The organism is Gordonia sp. CNJ-863 (assembly GCF_001942325.1).
Lineage (GTDB): Bacteria > Actinomycetota > Actinomycetes > Mycobacteriales > Mycobacteriaceae > Gordonia > Gordonia alkanivorans.
The window spans coordinates 1-15,698 of the sequence record NZ_MKKG01000029.1; the positions used below are offsets into that span (position 1 = coordinate 1).

The window sequence follows — 15,698 nt, forward strand, 5'->3', positions numbered from 1 at the left end:
GCCGCCTGGAACACCTCCGCGGGATCGCGTTGGGCTTCCGCAACCTCAACCACTACATCTTGCGGTCACTCATCCACTCCGGCGGCCTCGCACAACACCTCGACGCACTCTGAATCAGGAAGAGCCCCATTGAGGAACACATCACACTATTGAAATTGGTGAATATTCAATCGAACAATATCGATTCGCGACAACCCGGACAGAGCGCACGACCCTCACATTGTTCTTTTGTGGGAATGAATACATTCGAAATCAGCTATATCCCGAGGCTCGTAACGCAGCCATCAATTCCGATCGCGACCCGGCATCCAATCGGCGTCGAATACGGGATACGTGGTGCTCCACGGTCTTCGCCGAGATGAACAGCCGGGCGCCGATCTCGCGATAGGTGAAGCCCTGCAGAAGTTCTCGCGCGACCTCGGCCTCCCGCTCGGTCAACAGACCGTCCACCGGTCGGGGGCGCCGCCGATCCGCGTCGACCGACCGGGCCGTCTCCAGAAGGCCCGCCGTAGCATGCGGGTCGTCGGAACAAAGCGCCGAGATCCCCGCCAAACGGCTTGCTTCCCAATCCAATCCGCGCAACCGCAGGGCGGCGATCGCGTCGGTCACCTGCGCGTCGTCGATGGTGCCGGCCTGCTCGAAGGTGAGCGCCGACCACGCGCGGGCGGCCGTCACGAGACCTGATGCGCTCGCGTTGCGCGCAGCGATCGCGTCGAGCTGTCGTTGTCGCCCGGTCGCGAGCTCGGCATCGCGGGCGATGACCGCTGCCTGGGCTCCGGCGAAATGCCACGGTGCCGCCCAGATCATCGGGTTGTCCAGTGCATCGAGCAACCGGTCGGCCGCGGCGATGTACCGGTCGATCGACGCCGTGTCGTCCAGACGCGCGGCGACCTGCCAGAACTCGGCGAGGGATCGCAGGAGATAGAGGTCGACCTCGGTCGCGGCGAGCAATGCCGGCGCTTCCGGCCACAGCGCCGCGAGCGCCGAGGTGTCGCCGTGGCGACGAGCGAGACCGAGGCGGACGGCGTGCACCCGCAGCCGGTCGACCGCGCCGGCGGGCTCGGCGGTCGGCAGCAGACGGGTGGCCGTCTCGAGCTCACCGCTGGTCAGCGCGATCTCGGCATCGAGCAAGGTCCCCGCCGCGCCGTCACCCGCAGCTTTCCGAAGTGCGCGGGCCGCGTTGAGGTCGCCGCTGTTCAACGCCAGTGCGGTCGCGGCGTGCAGGGTTCTCGCGGCCGCCGGATCCCACCGGCCCGGCATGGTCGCAGTGAGCCCGCGGACCACGAGACCGACCGCGTCGCCGGCCACGCCGTCGCCATCTCCGAAGCCATCGGAGACCGACGCGAGCAGACCCCGGGCCGCCAGCGACCGCACTGCTCGAGCACCCACGGGCGGGCGTCCACCGTCGGCGGCCGCGACCGCCGCGGCACCTGCACGGTCCCCGACCGCCATGAGTGCCGTGACCGCGGAAAGGGATTCGGCCGCAACGTGGTCCGGACCGAGCCAACGGTAGAGATCAGCCGCGTGGGAACCGAGACCGCGCTGGGCCGCGACGAGAGCAGCGATCCCCACCCAGCACTCGATCCCCTTCTCCGCGGGATGAGCGGACTCGAGCCGGATGTCCGCGACCTCACCCGCGCCGTCGGCATCGCCAGAAGCCAAGGCGCGCTGGGCCATCAGAAGACGGACGTCGTCACGCCCCGGTTCGACGCGATCGGCGGCACGGAGCAGAACCACCGCGCGCGCCGCGCCGGCATCAACCGCACCGGCGAGCAGGGTGTCGACCAGCCGTGGGTCCTCGATCCCCGACTCCGCGGCATGCAACGCGTCGTCGACGGTCAGTTCGCTCGCCCGCAGCCGCACCGCGATCGACGTGCGGCGGAGCTGCTCGAGGCGCCGGTTCCCGACTACCGATCGCAGTGGATCGGCAGCGGCCGACACGAAGACGTCGGCTCCGCGCAGCAGGCCGCTCCCCCGCGCCCGGTCGAGTGCCTCGACCGCCGTCTCGTAGGGAACGTCGAGTGTCTCGGCCAGACTCTCGGGGTCCAGCGGCGCGCGTGACGACGCGAGGGCCAAAACGGACAGGGTCGTCGGATCGAGGCCCCGGAGCAGGCGATGGTGATGGTCGCGCGCCACGCGTTCGACCACCGCCGGCTCGTCGACGGTCTCTCCGAGTCCCGCGGCCGCGGCTTCTTCCCGGATCGCGAGCAGCGCAGCGGTGACGACGTTGCGCACGCCACCACAGCGTCGGCGGATCTGCGACGCGGTTGCCGGTGTGAGTGTGAGACCGGCCCGAGCCGCGTGGATGAGCACGTCTGCCGTGCTCATCGTGCCGAGGTCGAGAACCGTGGCGGAGCGGCGGGCGAGATCCAGCACCGCGCGGAGGATCGGGTCGGTTTCACGTGGTTCCGCCGTGGCGATCAGTCCGATGGTTCCGGCATCGACCATCGTCGCCATCCGTGCGACGAGGTCACTCGGCCAGGTGTGGAGGTCGTCGGCCAGGACCACCGTCGGACCGGCCGAATCGCCCCCGGTCGGCATGCCGACGCTGACCGGGACGTCGAGTTCGCGTAACCCCTCGGACACGACGTTCAGCAGTCCGGTGCGTCCGCTTCCCGGGAAGCCGACGGCGATCGCGCAGAGCGGGAGCCTCGTGCGCGCACGGTCGAGGACGTCGTCGACCCACACCGACACGGAGTCCCGACGATCACCGACCGTCGGCGAGGGCGAGGCAGTCACCCGCCCGGCTTCAGCAGACGACACGGGTGACGCCACACAGGACCTGACCGGTGCCGTCGAGAATCTTGCCGGGCACCTGCAGGACACCGCCCGGCCGGCCGCCGCCCGAATCGCCTCCCGTGCTCGGCTGTCCGGGATTCACCGGGGCGGGGTTCGTATCCGGGACGGGTGCGCTTCCGGGGTCCGCCGGCGCCGGCGCGGGCGCGGGCGCAGGTGATGCGGCCGGTGGAGCCGCCGGTGCCGGGGCCTGCCCGCCGGTCGCGGGTGCCTGGCCGCCGCGGGTCGATGTGGTCCCCGGTGCCGGGGTACCGGCCGCCGGGGCGGAGACGGACGTGCCACGCGGGGCAGCGGTGCCGTGCCGGGGCCCCGCGTACCCGTTCCGGTCGCGGCGTCGGCGGTGCGGCCTCCCGCGTCGGCTCCGGCGACGGTGGTGGCTGCCCGGCCGGGTGTGCCCGGTGTCGCGGCGACCGTCGTCGTCACCGCACCGGCGGGAGGCGGCGTCGCCTCCCCGGTGGACCCGACCAGACCCGTCCCCACCGACAGTCCGGTGGCCGAGACCAGCACCAGCGCCGCGGCGCCCGCCGTGATCAGGATTCCTCGCCGCCGCCGGGACAGGCGAGGCGCCGGAGTCGTCACCGGGGTACTGGGAGCGGGCTCGATCTCCCGCAGCGGACGCTCCCCCGGCGACGGTGCGGGCACCAGCCCCGGGATCTCGGCGGTCGGCTCGGTCGCGGCGGAGTCACGCGCGCCGAGCGCCGCCATGCCGAGCAGGGCTGCTCCGGCGGCGGAAGCCGATCCGGGTTGGGGGTCGAGGAGGACCGGCACGCGCAGGGTTGCCGACAGCATCTCGGTGACGAGCGGGATGGACGCGCCCCCTCCGCCGAGGATGATCGCCGTGACGGGGACCGGGTGTCCTCCCGGCTGGTCGGCCCCCGCACTCGCGATGGCTTCGCGGATCAAGGCCACCGATTCCGTGATCGGTCCCCGGACCAGGTCCTCGACGTCGTCGCGGACGAGTCGGGCGACGGTGGATACCTCCCCCACCCGGACGTCGACGACCGCGTCGGTGTCGACCGACAGGGCTTCCTTGGCTCCGCGGCAGTCGGTGCGGAGCCGGGTCAGATCGTCGAGCACCGACGAGGCACGGCCGGGATCGGCGAGTTCGGCGTCGACACCGGTGACCCGCAACGTGTGTGCCAGCAGGAGCCGGTCGAACTCGTTCCCGCTGACCGAGTCGAGGCGCAGCGGCCGACTCACCACACGGGGTTCATCGCCGGTGGCGAGCACGGTGACGGTGAGCGCGGATGCGCCGAGGTCGTAGCCGATCACGAGGCCCTGACCGAAGGCCCCCTCGCTGTGTTCGACGGCTGCCAGCGTCGCCCGGGACTCCGCTATCCAGCTGATCTCGCCGGTCGGCACGTCGTCCCGCGCGCGGAGGGCAGCGTGGGCCTCGTCGACCGCTTGCGACGTCCACGTGTCGGGATGCACGACGGTCAGGTGATCGACGGTGTCGGTGAGCTCGAGTCGGGTGAGCAGGGCGGCGACCGCCTCTGCGTGGATCTGCGCGGCGGGCCGGCTCTGTCCGCGGTCGTCGAGTACCGGCACCGGATCGCCGACACGGTCGAGGAAGTCGCCGGAACCCACCAGGCCGGCGGTCCCGACCGAGAGCGAGTTCTCCCACGAGTGTTCCGAGGCGACGACCGCGACACTGTTCGCGCTCCCGACCTTCACACCGATCGTGATGCCCATGTCGGTCAACTCCTGTTCCCACCCGCGGGGGTGGTCGATGGCGATCACCTGCCGCTCGCGCAGCGTGGATGTTCGTCTGATGGCGCGTGCCGCGACCGATGCCGGCGCTGCACTTCACTGAGTGTGTCGCGGGCCATGACCCGGCCGTTAGCGTTTCGGCCGCGATTAGGGGAAAACTCCCCTGCCCCCTACCGACATCGCCACCCCCGGGGTCTGCCCCCTATTCACCGGGTCCGCGACAGGACTAGGGATTTGCCCCGATGTCCCGGAGCGCGCCACTGCCTAGCGTCGAACTCGACACGGGATCGAACTGCGATCTCTCCGACGCAAGGAACGACGCCATGCCGACCAATGCGGTACTCGACTTCATCCTCGGTCTGCTCCGCGACGAGGACGCGTTCAACAGCTACTGCGGTGATCCCCAAGCGGCGATCGACCGCGCCGGGCTCACCGGGATCACGCCCGCCCACATCTCGGCCGCGGCTCCGCTCGTCGCCGACTCCGGCCTGGCTGCCGGTGGCGCCGCCGGTGGCGGCCTGGTTGGTGCCATCGGTGCCGGCGGGGGGTCGATCGGCGGTGCCGTCGGAGGTGGGGCGAACGCCGGGGGCGGGATCGGGTTCGGTCTCGGCGGGCTGGGCCTCGGAGACATCAACCTCGGCGGGGGCGGCATCGGCCTCGGAGGCGTGAACCTCGGTGGCGTGAACCTCGGCGGAATCGGCCTGGGCGACTTCGACTTCGGCGGGCTCCTCGGCGGTATCGGGCTCGGGGGCGTCGACCTGTCCGGCCTTTCCCTCGCCGACCTGGACCTCGGCGGTATCGCCTTCGGTGACCTGGACCTGGCCGGCCAGCTGGCCGTCGCCCTCGGTGCGGCCCTGTCCGCCGGGCTGGGCGCCGGAGGTGCCGTGGCCGCACAGTTCGGCGCCACCCTGGGCGCCGCCCTGGACACCGTGGTCGCCGGCGGCCTCGAACTCGGTGCGGGCGCCGGCCCGGTGATCGCCGGTGCGCTGGCCGGCGCGATCGACGCCGAAGGTGCGCTGATCGGTCAGCTCGGCGCATCGCTCGACGCCCTCCTCGCCGCGGGCGCCGGCCTGGGACTCGGAGGCGGACTCGCCGCCCAGTTGTCGTCGGCGCTCGGTGCGGGCGGCGAACTCGCGGGCGAGTTCGGCGCGACCCTCGGCGGACTGCTCGGCGCCACCCTCGGTGCCGGCGGCGCGCTCGGCGCCGATCTCGCCACCGCGCTCGCCGCCGGACTCGGTGCGGGCGGCGCCATCTCCGCGGTCCTCTCCGGCGCGCTCGGCCTCGATGCCGACCTGTCGGCCGACCTGACCGCCGCCCTCACCTCGACGCTCGACGCCGCCGGTGACCTGTCCGCGACGCTGTCCGGACTACTCGACGCGCAGGCCGTCGCCGACCTGTCCGGTGAGCTCGGTGCGACCCTGACCGGCGCCCTCGGCTCGACCCTGGCGGCGGGCGGTTCGGCCGCCGCGTCGGTCGGCACCGCTCTGGGCGTTGCTCTGACCTCCACCGCTGCCGCGGCCGGCGGATTGGCGCTGACCGGTGCGGCGGGTGCGAACGCGGTTCTCGGCGGTGCGCTGACCGCCGCTCTCGGAGTGGGCGGGGGCGCCCAGACGGGTCTCGCGGCGACCCTGGAATCGGTGCTGGCTGCCGGTGGTCTCGTCGACCTCGACGCGGTCCTCGCCGCGGGTGGCGACCTGGGAGCGACCGTCGCCGGCGCGCTCGCCGCAGGCCTCGAAGCCGGTGGCGACGCCGCGGGTGCCCTGGGCGCCGCACTCGGCGGCACCCTGGCCGCCGCGCTGGACGGCGGCCTCGCGGCCGATCTGACCGCCGGACTCGGCGCAGGACTCGAGACCGGCCTGGGACTGGGCGCGGGACTCGGCAGCGTCTTCGAGGGCTCCGTCGGGGGCGCCCTCGAAGGCGGGCTGAACGTGGTCGGCGGTCTGGGCGGCGAGTTGGGTGGCGCACTCGGCGGGCTGCTGTCGGCCGGCGTCGGTCTGGACACCGCGCTGAGCACCGTGCTCAGCGGCGTCCTGGGAGCAGCTGCCGGTGCCGATCTCGGGGCCGCGCTGGGCGGGGCTCTCGGACTCGGCGGCGTACTCGGCACCGACCTGACCGGTCTCCTCGATGCAGGCCTCGCCACCGACCTGGCCGCCCAGTTGGGTGCCGCACTGGGTGGCGGTGGCGATCTCGCTGCAGAGCTCGGGGCCGCGCTCGGCGGTGTGCTCGGTGCGACCGCGGGTATCGACGGCATCCTCGACGCCGCGGCGGGTGCCGGTCTCGGTGTCGGCGAGCTACTGGCAGGTGACCTCGGTGGGGCGCTCGGCGTCGACGGTGCCTGATCACCCAACTCGGCGGGGCGCTGGACGCCGCACTCGGGGCGGGCGCCGATCTGGGCCTGGTCACCGAGACGGCCGGCGACCTCACCGCCACGCTGGGAACGGTCCTGGGGGCCGGCGGTGACGTGGGAGCCGACCTCGGCGCATCACTCGGCGCCGTCCTCGGTACCGCGCTGACCGGCGACCTCGGTGGCGACCTCGTCGGACGGCTGGCCGGCGGAGCGGACCTGGGCGGTGCGCTGACCAGCACGCTGAGCAATGCGCTCGACGTCGACCTCGCGGCCACCAACGGCTTGGTCACCACGCTGGAATCGACACTGCAGGCCACGGGCGGTCTCAACGGGGCGCTGACCGGTGAACTCGGCGCGGTGCTCAACCCGAATCTCGTGATCTCGCCCGAGGACGGCATCAGCGTGGGCGGCCCGATCCTGGCCGGCGGACTGACAGGCGGTGCCGTCGGTGACGTCACCGGCGGCCTCGAGACGGGACTCGGCGGCGGACTCGCCGGACTCGGGACGACGCTGGAGTCGGGACTCGGTTCGACCCTCGGTGGCGATCTCGGACTCGGTGGCGATCTCGGACTCGGCGGTGGACTCGGACTCGGCGATGGCCTGGGCCTCGACAGTTCGCTCCCCGCGGATGTCACCGGCGACCTGACGACCGCCGTCTCCGGCGGCGCAGCAACTGTCGGCGGCGACGCGACCGCTGCCGTCGACTCGACGCTGGGGGGCACCCTCGGCGCGACGACCGACGCGATCGGGAACCTGGGCGGCGACCTTCCGGGCGACCTCTCCGGCAGCCTGACCGGCGGACTCACGGGCGGTGGCGAAGCCGGTGGCGGCGTCGACCTCGGCGGCGACGCGCACACCGACGCCGGACTCGGTGGCGCCCTCGACTCGACGGTCGGTGGTGTGGTCGACACGACGAGCGGCCTCACCGGAGGGCTGACCAGCGGGCTGACGGGTGGTTTGACCGGAGGTCTCACCGGTGGGTTGGGAGCCGACTCGGATGCCGGTACCACCGCATCCGGAGACGTCGACGCCGGACCGGACGCCGGCTGACCCCGGACCCGACGGCTTCGCCCCGGCATCGCCCGACGCCAGTACCTCACTGGACGCGGACGGTGCCGGGGCCGACCTCGTCTCCGCGGTGCGCACCGGCACCTCCCCAATGCCGACCGCGTGCGCCGACTCAGAACTACCGTGAGGACACCATGACAAGTTTCCCCGCCGAGAACCCGCCCGCCAGACGGACGGGCGATGTCGCGCGCGCCCCTGCGACCGGCACCCAGGCAACACCGTCGACGATCGGCGATCTGCTGAGCACGATGTCGGAGGTGGCCCGCGAGGCCGGGCGAACCGACCTCGTCACCCGCCTCGACGGCGCGCGGACCCGCGTCTCCGACCCCCGCCTGCGAATTGTCGTGGTGGGACAGCTCAAACAGGGCAAGAGCCACTTCGTCAACGCTCTGCTGGACCTCGACGTGTGCTCGGTGGGAGACGACGAGACGACCGCGGTGCCGACCGTCATCTCGCACGCTCTGCAGCCCACGGCCCACCTCGTCGTCGACGGTCCGTCCGCCGACAATCGCATCCCGGTCCCGATGGACGCGATCGGTGCGGTCACCCCCGATTCGCCCCTCGCCGGCGGCCGCGAGGTGCTGCGACTGGAGATCGGTGCGCCCGGCCCGCTGCTGGCGGACGGGCTCGTCCTCGTCGACACCCCCGGTGTCGGCGGCCACGGACACCCCTACGCCGCAGCCACTCTGGGCATGGTGGCGGCCGCCGACGCAGTGCTGGTGCTGTCGGATGCCAGCCAGGAGTTCACGGCGCCGGAGATGTCCTTCCTCCAGCAGGTGATCGGGCTGTGCCCGACCGTCGCCTGCCTGCTCACGAAGACCGACCTGTATCCGCACTGGCGGGCCGTCGCCGACGCCGATCGCTCGCATCTCCAGGCCGCCGGCATCGACATTCCGCTGCTTCCGGTGTCGTCGGTGCTGCGTTCGCACGCGCTGCGCCTCGGCGACGAACAACTGAACGCCGAAGCCGGATTCCTCGACCTGTACCGGTACCTCCGCGATCACGTGGTGGCGACCGCTCAGCAGGCGACCCGCGGAGCGGTCGCCACCGACCTCCGGGTGGTCAGTGAGCATCTCGCCCTCACCCTCGGCAGCGAGCTGGCGGCACTCCGCGATCCGGACACCGCGACCAAGGCCGTCCGGGCGCTGCACGAGGCCAAGGCCGACGCCGAGGCGATGCGCCGCCAATCCGCCCAGTGGCAACAGACTCTGGCCGACGGGGTCGCCGACCTCGCCGCCGACATCGACCACGACCTCCGCGATCGGCTCCGCGCGGTCACCCGCGAGGCCGAACGCGCCATCGACGAGGGCGATCCGGGCGTCGACTGGGAACAACTCGCCGAGTGGCTGACCGAGCAGACGGCGACGGTCATCGGCGACAACTTCGTCTGGGCTCACGAGCGGTCGGTCTGGCTGGCCGAACGGGTCGCCGACCATTTCGCGGCCGCCGGCCAGACTTCCCTCCCCGACTTCGATGCCGCCGATCTGACCGGTGTGCTCGACTCGGTGGCCGAACTCGCCGAACTCGACAGCGGCAGGATCGGTGTCACACAGAAACTGTTGATTGGCATGCGAGGTTCCTACGGCGGCGTGCTGATGTTCGGGCTCATCTCGACGATGGTCGGTATGGCCCTGATCAACCCGGTGTCGGTGGGTGCCGGACTCCTGTTGGGCACCAAGGCATACCGCGACGACAAACAGGCGAAGGTGCTCGAGCGCCGCGCCAAGGCGAAGGTGGCGGTGCGAGCGTTCACCGATGACGTCAGCTTCCAGGTGGGCAAGGAGTCCCGGGACCGGTTACGGGTGATCCAGCGCGTGTTGCGCGACCACTTCAGCTCGGTCGCCGAGCAGACCGCCCGCTCCATCTCCGAATCCCTCAGCGCCGCACAGTCCGCCGCGACCTCCACCGAATCCGAGCGGACCCGCCGAGCCGCCGAACTCGAGTCCCGGCTGGCGGCGGTCGCCGCCCTGCGCAAGGCCGCCGATCATTTCGACCCAGCTTCCCTCGACCCGACTCACACCGAACCGGCGCAACCGAAGGTCGGTCGTCACGCGGCCGGACAGCCCCGCTGATGGCCGGGATCGATCGTGCGCGTGCACTTCTCGATGCCGCTCGTGGCACCCTGGCCGAGGATCCGCGGGCGCAGGCCGAGCTCGACCTCTGCGAGCACCGCATGTACCAGCCGGTCCGGGTCGCGTTGGCGGGATCGCTGAAGGCCGGCAAATCCACGCTGCTCAATGCGCTTGTCGGACAAGACATCGCGCCGACCGATGCCACCGAGTGCACGCGGGTCGTGACCTGGTACCGCAGCGGACGGTCGCCGTCGGTGACCGCACACGTCGACGACGGTCGTGCCGTCGGAATCCCGGTGACCCGTATTGACGGACGACTCGGCTTCGACTTCGGGCGTCTCACCGCCGACCAGGTGGACCATCTCGACGTCGAATGGCCGGCCCGCGCTCTGCAATCCACCACGATCGTGGACACGCCGGGCACCGCGTCGCTGTCGACGGAGCTGTCCGACTCCACAATTCGTCTCCTCGCGCCCCGCGCCGACGAGCACCGGGGACAGTCCGGGGTCGACGCGGTCGTCTACCTGCTGCGATCTCTCACGGCCACGGACACGGCCATGCTACGGCGTATCGGCTCCGCGATCGGCGGTTCGTCGGGCCCGCTGGGGGTGATCGGCGTCGTGTCCCGAGCCGACGAGCTGGGCGCCGGCCGGATGGACGCGATGATCTCCGCGCAGCAGATCGCGGGCCGCTTCGCCGGTGAACTCGAGCGAACGGGCCTCTGCCAGGCGGTGGTCCCCGTCGCGGGGCTGCTCGCCTTGGCGGCCCGGACGCTGCGCGAGGTCGAGTTCCGTGCGCTGGCACAGCTGGCCTCGACGCCGGGACCGGAGCTCGAGGCGGCGCTGCTGACAGTCGATCGTTTCGCCCGGTCCGACATCCTGCCCGGCATCCCCGCCGGTCTCCGGCGTTCGCTGGCCGAGCGTTTCGGCGTCTTCGGAATCCGGCTGGCGGTCACGCTCATCCGGTTCGGTGCGACGTCGTCGGCCGACCTGGCCGCGGAACTCCTCGATCGCAGCGGTCTGCCGGAGTTGAGTGCCATCATCGACACCCAGTTCGCCCAGCGCGCAGACGAACTCAAATCCCATTCGGCACTGGTCACTCTCGATCACCTGCTGGCGGCGTCCGCGTCGACGCAGGCGGCGCAGCTGCGGGTGTCGGTCCGGCGCGAGCTCGCCGACGTGCACGGATTCCGCGAACTTCGACTCCTCACCAGCATCCGCGGCGGCGGTCTCGACCTTCCTGCGGACCAGATCGCCGACCTCACCCGGTTGATCGGCGGCTCGGGGATCGATCCCTCGACACGTCTGGGTGTCCCCGCCGGGACGGATGAACCGACGATTCGTGCGTCGGCGATCGAGGCCGCTCGCACGTGGCGCTCCCTCGCCGGCCACCCGCTGATCACACCGGCCGTCGCGTCTGCCTGTCAGGTGGCCGTCCGGAGCGCCGAGGGCATCGTCGCGCGCCTCTACGAGGCAGGGTCGCACACCGGGACAAGCGGTTTCAGCGCAGGGATGTACTCACCGCGCGGGTGAACGCGGCCCCGGTGGCGACCAGCGCGATCACCGCCGCGGCGACCGGCAACCACTGCACGGGCGTGGGAAGCCCGGCGTCGGCGAGCCCGGACCCCGAGGGGTCGACGGTGAGACGGAATCCCACCGCACCCGCGGTCGCGAGCGCGGCACCGACCGCCAGCAGCGTCCGACCCGCACGCCTGCCGGCCCACAGGCGCACCGCTCCCGCCACGCCCAGCACCACGACCACGAGTGCGAGACCTGCACCGATGAGCAGGGAGATGTCCACGGCGCGTCCGGCGTCGGTGCCGCTGTCGGGGTGTTCGCGGATCAGGTCGGCGGCCAGGACCGAGCGGAGGTCGTCGAGCGACGCCACGATCAGCAGGACCGTCACCAGGGTCAGCGCGACGGTGACGATCCACCCCAGGACGACCCAGCGGATGGGGCCGGCGCGTTCGGTGGTTCGCTGGGGCCGCATGGGGGTGACGGCGACGCGGGGTCGCGGTGGTGGGGCATCGCCGGGCATCGACATCCTTCGATCGTATGCGCTCGAAATGGTCTGCCCGGCAAACCGAGAATGCGTCGTGAGTATCGGTTTCCGATACTCACGACGCATTCTGTGGACTGGCCGGTCAGGGTCCGGCGGTTGCGCCCGTCAAGGGTGGCGACGCGGCGAGCAGTTGGTTCTCCTCCTCGGTGAAAGCTCGCGCCCGCGAGAGGAATCGAACGCCCTCGGGCGCTTCCAGACTGAACCCGGCACCGCGCCCCTTCACGACGTCGAGGATGAGCTGCGTGTGCTTCCACAGCTCGAACTGGTCACCGTTGATCCAGACCCGCACTGCCGGAATGGGTTCGGGGAGTTCGATCTCGCCGACCAGCACGTCGCGCTGGCCGACCCGGTACTCCCCCACCGGATAACACATCGGGGCCGAGCCGTCACAGCATCCACCGGACTGGTGGATCATGAGTCCGCCGTGCAACTCCGACAACTTGGTCAGGAGCTGCACGGCGGCGTCTGTGGCGACCACCCGATCAGGAGCAATCTGTTCGGTGGTCATTCTCAATCACCTTCTGTGGGTTGGTGAGTGGCTCAGAAGAAGCCCTTCGCGTTCTGAGCGTAACCGACCAGGAGGTTCTTGGTCTGCTGGTAGTGCTCGAGCATCATCAGGTGGTTCTCGCGACCGATGCCGGACTGCTTGTAGCCGCCGAAGGCAGCGTGTGCCGGGTAGTCGTGGTAGGTGTTGGTCCACACACGACCGGCCTGGATCTCGCGGCCCGCACGGTAGGCGGTCGCACCGTCGCGGCTCCACACGCCGGCACCGAGGCCGTACAGGGTGTCGTTGGCGATGTGCATGGCGTCGGAGAAGTCCTTGAAGGTGGTGACCGCGAGGACCGGGCCGAAGATCTCCTCCTGGAAGATGCGCATCTTGTTGTTGCCCTGGAAGACCGTCGGCTTGATGTAGAAGCCGCCGGACAGGTCGCCACCGAGATCCGCGACCTCGCCGCCGGTGAGCACCTGGGCGCCCTCGTCGCGACCGATGGCCAGGTACGACGAGATCTTCTCGAACTGGTCGTTCGATGCCTGTGCACCCATCATGGTGTCGGTGTCGAGCGGGTTGCCCTGCTTGATCTTCGAGACGCGGTCGACGGCCTTGGCGATGAACTCGTCGTAGATGTCCTGCTGGATCAGCGCGCGGCTCGGGCAGGTGCACACCTCGCCCTGGTTGAGCGCGAACATCGAGAAGCCTTCCAACGCACGGTCGAGGAAGCCGTCGTCGGATGCCATGACGTCGTTGAAGAAGATGTTGGGGCTCTTGCCACCGAGCTCGAGGGTGACCGGGATCAGGTTCTCCGACGCGTACTGCATGATCAGGCGTCCGGTGGTGGTCTCACCGGTGAAGGCGATCTTGCGGATGCGGTTGCTCGAGGCGAGGGGCTTGCCGGCCTCGACGCCGAATCCGTTGACCACGTTGAGAACACCGGCGGGCAGCAGGTCGCTGATGAGGCTCACCAGGTAGAGGATCGACGCCGGGGTCTGCTCGGCGGGCTTGAGCACCACCGCGTTGCCGGCGGCGAGAGCCGGGGCGAGCTTCCAGACGGCCATGAGGATCGGGAAGTTCCACGGGATGATCTGGCCGACGACGCCGAGCGGCTCGTGGAAGTGGTACGCCACGGTGTCTTCGTCGATCTCCGAGATCCCGCCCTGCTGGGCGCGCAGCGCACCGGCGAAGTAGCGGAAGTGATCGATGGCGAGCGGGATGTCGGCGGCGAGCGTCTCACGGACGGCCTTGCCGTTGTCCCAGGTCTCGGCGACCGCGAGCTTCTCGAGGTTCTCCTCCATGCGGTCGGCGATGCGGAGCAATGCGAGGGAGCGCTCGGCGACGGGGGTCTTGCCCCACGCCGGGGCGGCCTTGTGGGCGGCGTCGAGGGCGAGGTCGATGTCCTCGGCGGTCGAGCGGGCGACCTCACAGAACGTCTTGCCGTCCACCGGCGACGGGTTCTCGAAGTACTGGCCCTTCACCGGCGGGGTCCACTGGCCGCCGATCCAGTTGTCGTAGCGCGACTCGTAGCTCATCACCGAGCCATCGGCACCGGGCTTTGCGAAGACGGTCATGGTCACTCCTTGCGTGTCGGCCTCTTCTCGAGGGCGCTGGACTCTGTCACGTAGGACACCCCTGGACGTCCGATGTGATCTGTTCCACACAGTAGGTGTGAGCTCGTTGCACGAGGGTTGCAACGTTCGCAACGCGGCCTGACCAGCCCGGTTGCCGGCTGCGACTCCCCACCGGCGGAGCTCCGTCGAAGCCTCAGACCCCGTAACGCTTGTCGAGCAACCTGATGCGGCCGCCGACGACGGCGCGGTCGGGGTGCCCGACCGGCAGACGGTGTTCGAGGCGACGCCACGCAACGAGGTCGTCGCGCCCGTGGACCGACGACGTCCACTTGCGCAGCGCGGCGACGTCGCCACCGGCGATGAGGCGTGACCGGAGGTCCTCACGCAGTTCCTCGAAGATCTCCGCGATGCCCGGCGCCGTCGACTCGACCAGCAATCCACCGCGGCCGAGGTCGTCGACCACCGACGCCAGGTCGGTTCCGCCCTCGATGCGGGACCGGATGTCGGAGATGTCGGAGGAGATGTCGAGAGTGAGGCGGTAGGGCCGGCTCGCGACGACGTCGGCGCCGAGATCGCGTCGTAGTCGGGAGATCTCGGCGCGCACGCTCACCGGATCGAGCCCCTCCTCGGCGAGCTTCAGGGCCAGCTGCTCGGTGTTGAGTCCCTCCGGAAAGGCCTGCAGCAGAACGAGGATCTCCGCGTGCCGCGGCGACACGGTGCGTGCACTGGTCGCGTCGGCGGTGCGGCGCCAGCGATGCGGACCGTCCCCGAGGACGGTGAGGTGGGCGGCGCTCGACCGCGCGACACCCGTGTGGAAGGTCGCCGGGTCGGCGAGGTCCACGGCGCTCGACTGCAGTTCCCGCTCCACCGCGGCGACCACCGACCGGACCGCCGCGAGCGCGAACGGGGCCGCGACCTCGCGTCCGCCGGTCACGTCGATCACGCCGATGACGTGCCCGGTGAACGGATCGTGCACCGGCGCCGCGGCGCAACTCCATTCCTGGACCGGACCGGCGAAGTGTTCGGGACCGACGATCTGGACACCGCGGTCGACGGCCAGGGCGAGACCGGGCGCGTTGGTGCCGACCGCTTCCTCGCTCCAGACCGAGCCCTCGACGAAGTTGATGTTGCCGGCCTTGTCCCGCGCGGCGGAGTCCCCCTCGACCCACAGCAGCCGTCCGACCTGGTCGGTCAGCGCGACGACGACTCCGGTGTCGGCGATCGCGTCGACCATGAGTGACTGGACCAGGGGTCGGACCGCGGTGATCGGGTGGGTCGCGCGGTACTCGGCGAACTCGTCGGCGGTCATCGTCGACACTGCTTCGCCGGTCGGCAACCCGTCGGCCGGACTGCCGTCGCTGGGATCGATGCCTCGGCTCAGTGAGCGAGCCCAGGAGTCACGGACGATGGAGCGGACCGCGTCCGTCGGGGGCGTGACACCGGAGAGGAATTCCTCATACGCACGGCGGATGCGTGTCGCCACCGCAGCCGCGTCAGTCATGCGCCCTCCGTCACTCGCCATATGCCGACGATTCTGCCTGGCAAACTGTGATCCCGGCAACAATCCGGGTTCACCAGCG

Annotated in this window: 11 protein-coding genes; 4 read left to right on the top strand and 7 right to left on the bottom strand. The window is 70.8% G+C overall.

Features of this window, described 5'->3' with window-relative positions; translation table 11 throughout:
• Positions 1-252 precede the first annotated feature (252 nt).
• From BJF87_RS15335 to BJF87_RS15340, 3 genes are read right to left on the bottom strand one after another with little or no spacing between them, the layout of a single operon-like run.
• Positions 253-2,739: a LuxR family transcriptional regulator gene (locus BJF87_RS15335; RefSeq protein WP_075863477.1), complete on the bottom strand. Its 2,487-nt coding sequence runs from the start codon at positions 2,737-2,739 to the stop codon at positions 253-255.
• 10 nt (positions 2,740-2,749) lie between these two features.
• Positions 2,750-2,881 (bottom strand): hypothetical protein, encoded by a 132-nt coding sequence (locus BJF87_RS26825; RefSeq protein ID WP_262338993.1) that lies wholly within the window; start codon positions 2,879-2,881, stop codon positions 2,750-2,752.
• A complete protein-coding gene (locus tag BJF87_RS15340) occupies positions 2,878-4,488 on the bottom strand; it encodes an Hsp70 family protein (RefSeq protein WP_262338994.1) in 1,611 nt (536 codons plus the stop codon). Before BJF87_RS15340 ends, BJF87_RS26825 begins: the two co-directional genes overlap by 4 nt.
• Before the next feature lie 341 nt (positions 4,489-4,829).
• Here BJF87_RS15340 and BJF87_RS26145 point away from each other — a divergent pair, with 341 nt between their 5' ends.
• From BJF87_RS26145 to BJF87_RS15355, 4 genes are all read left to right on the top strand, one after another.
• Positions 4,830-6,845, top strand: coding sequence for an IniB N-terminal domain-containing protein (locus BJF87_RS26145; RefSeq protein ID WP_158037527.1), 2,016 nt, complete (start codon positions 4,830-4,832; stop codon positions 6,843-6,845).
• A 122-nt stretch (positions 6,846-6,967) separates the two neighbouring features.
• Complete coding sequence (locus BJF87_RS26830; protein ID WP_139319526.1) at positions 6,968-7,903, top strand: hypothetical protein; 936 nt, start codon at positions 6,968-6,970, stop codon at positions 7,901-7,903.
• A 152-nt stretch (positions 7,904-8,055) separates the two neighbouring features.
• Positions 8,056-9,993 (top strand): dynamin family protein, encoded by a 1,938-nt coding sequence (locus BJF87_RS15350; RefSeq protein WP_075863478.1) that lies wholly within the window; start codon positions 8,056-8,058, stop codon positions 9,991-9,993.
• The gene (locus BJF87_RS15355; RefSeq protein WP_075863479.1) at positions 9,993-11,525 is read left to right on the top strand and encodes a dynamin family protein; all 1,533 of its coding nucleotides are present in this window, start codon (positions 9,993-9,995) and stop codon (positions 11,523-11,525) included. The genes BJF87_RS15350 and BJF87_RS15355 overlap by 1 nt, the downstream gene beginning before the upstream one ends.
• Here the strand turns inward: BJF87_RS15355 and BJF87_RS15360 are convergent.
• The 4 genes from BJF87_RS15360 to BJF87_RS15375 form a co-directional block, all read right to left on the bottom strand.
• Entirely contained in the window at positions 11,494-12,036 is a 543-nt protein-coding gene (locus BJF87_RS15360) for a hypothetical protein (RefSeq protein WP_075863480.1), read from the bottom strand. The two genes, BJF87_RS15355 and BJF87_RS15360, sit on opposite strands and share 32 nt — an antisense overlap.
• Before the next feature lie 100 nt (positions 12,037-12,136).
• Positions 12,137-12,562 (bottom strand): DUF779 domain-containing protein, encoded by a 426-nt coding sequence (locus BJF87_RS15365; protein ID WP_006360773.1) that lies wholly within the window; start codon positions 12,560-12,562, stop codon positions 12,137-12,139.
• A gap of 32 nt (positions 12,563-12,594) precedes the next feature.
• Positions 12,595-14,118, bottom strand: a complete 1,524-nt coding sequence (locus tag BJF87_RS15370; RefSeq protein WP_006360774.1) for an aldehyde dehydrogenase family protein — start codon at positions 14,116-14,118, stop codon at positions 12,595-12,597.
• A 193-nt stretch (positions 14,119-14,311) separates the two neighbouring features.
• Positions 14,312-15,619 carry a GAF domain-containing protein gene (locus BJF87_RS15375; protein ID WP_042378458.1) on the bottom strand — a complete coding sequence of 436 codons (1,308 nt, stop codon included), beginning with the start codon at positions 15,617-15,619 and terminating at the stop codon, positions 14,312-14,314.
• Between the last annotated feature and the right edge of the window lie 79 nt (positions 15,620-15,698).

Excerpts from the sequence above, each read along its gene's own strand:
- BJF87_RS15340 (WP_262338994.1), bottom strand. The coding sequence starts at position 4,488 with ATGGGCATCACGATCGGTGTGAAGGTCGGGAGCGCGAACAGTGTCGCG.
- BJF87_RS26145 (WP_158037527.1), top strand. The coding sequence starts at position 4,830 with ATGCCGACCAATGCGGTACTCGACTTCATCCTCGGTCTGCTCCGCGAC.
- BJF87_RS15350 (WP_075863478.1), top strand. The coding sequence starts at position 8,056 with ATGACAAGTTTCCCCGCCGAGAACCCGCCCGCCAGACGGACGGGCGAT.
- BJF87_RS15355 (WP_075863479.1), top strand. The coding sequence starts at position 9,993 with ATGGCCGGGATCGATCGTGCGCGTGCACTTCTCGATGCCGCTCGTGGC.
- BJF87_RS15360 (WP_075863480.1), bottom strand. The coding sequence starts at position 12,036 with ATGTCGATGCCCGGCGATGCCCCACCACCGCGACCCCGCGTCGCCGTC.
- BJF87_RS15365 (WP_006360773.1), bottom strand. The coding sequence starts at position 12,562 with ATGACCACCGAACAGATTGCTCCTGATCGGGTGGTCGCCACAGACGCC.
- BJF87_RS15370 (WP_006360774.1), bottom strand. The coding sequence starts at position 14,118 with ATGACCGTCTTCGCAAAGCCCGGTGCCGATGGCTCGGTGATGAGCTAC.
- BJF87_RS15375 (WP_042378458.1), bottom strand. The coding sequence starts at position 15,619 with ATGACTGACGCGGCTGCGGTGGCGACACGCATCCGCCGTGCGTATGAG.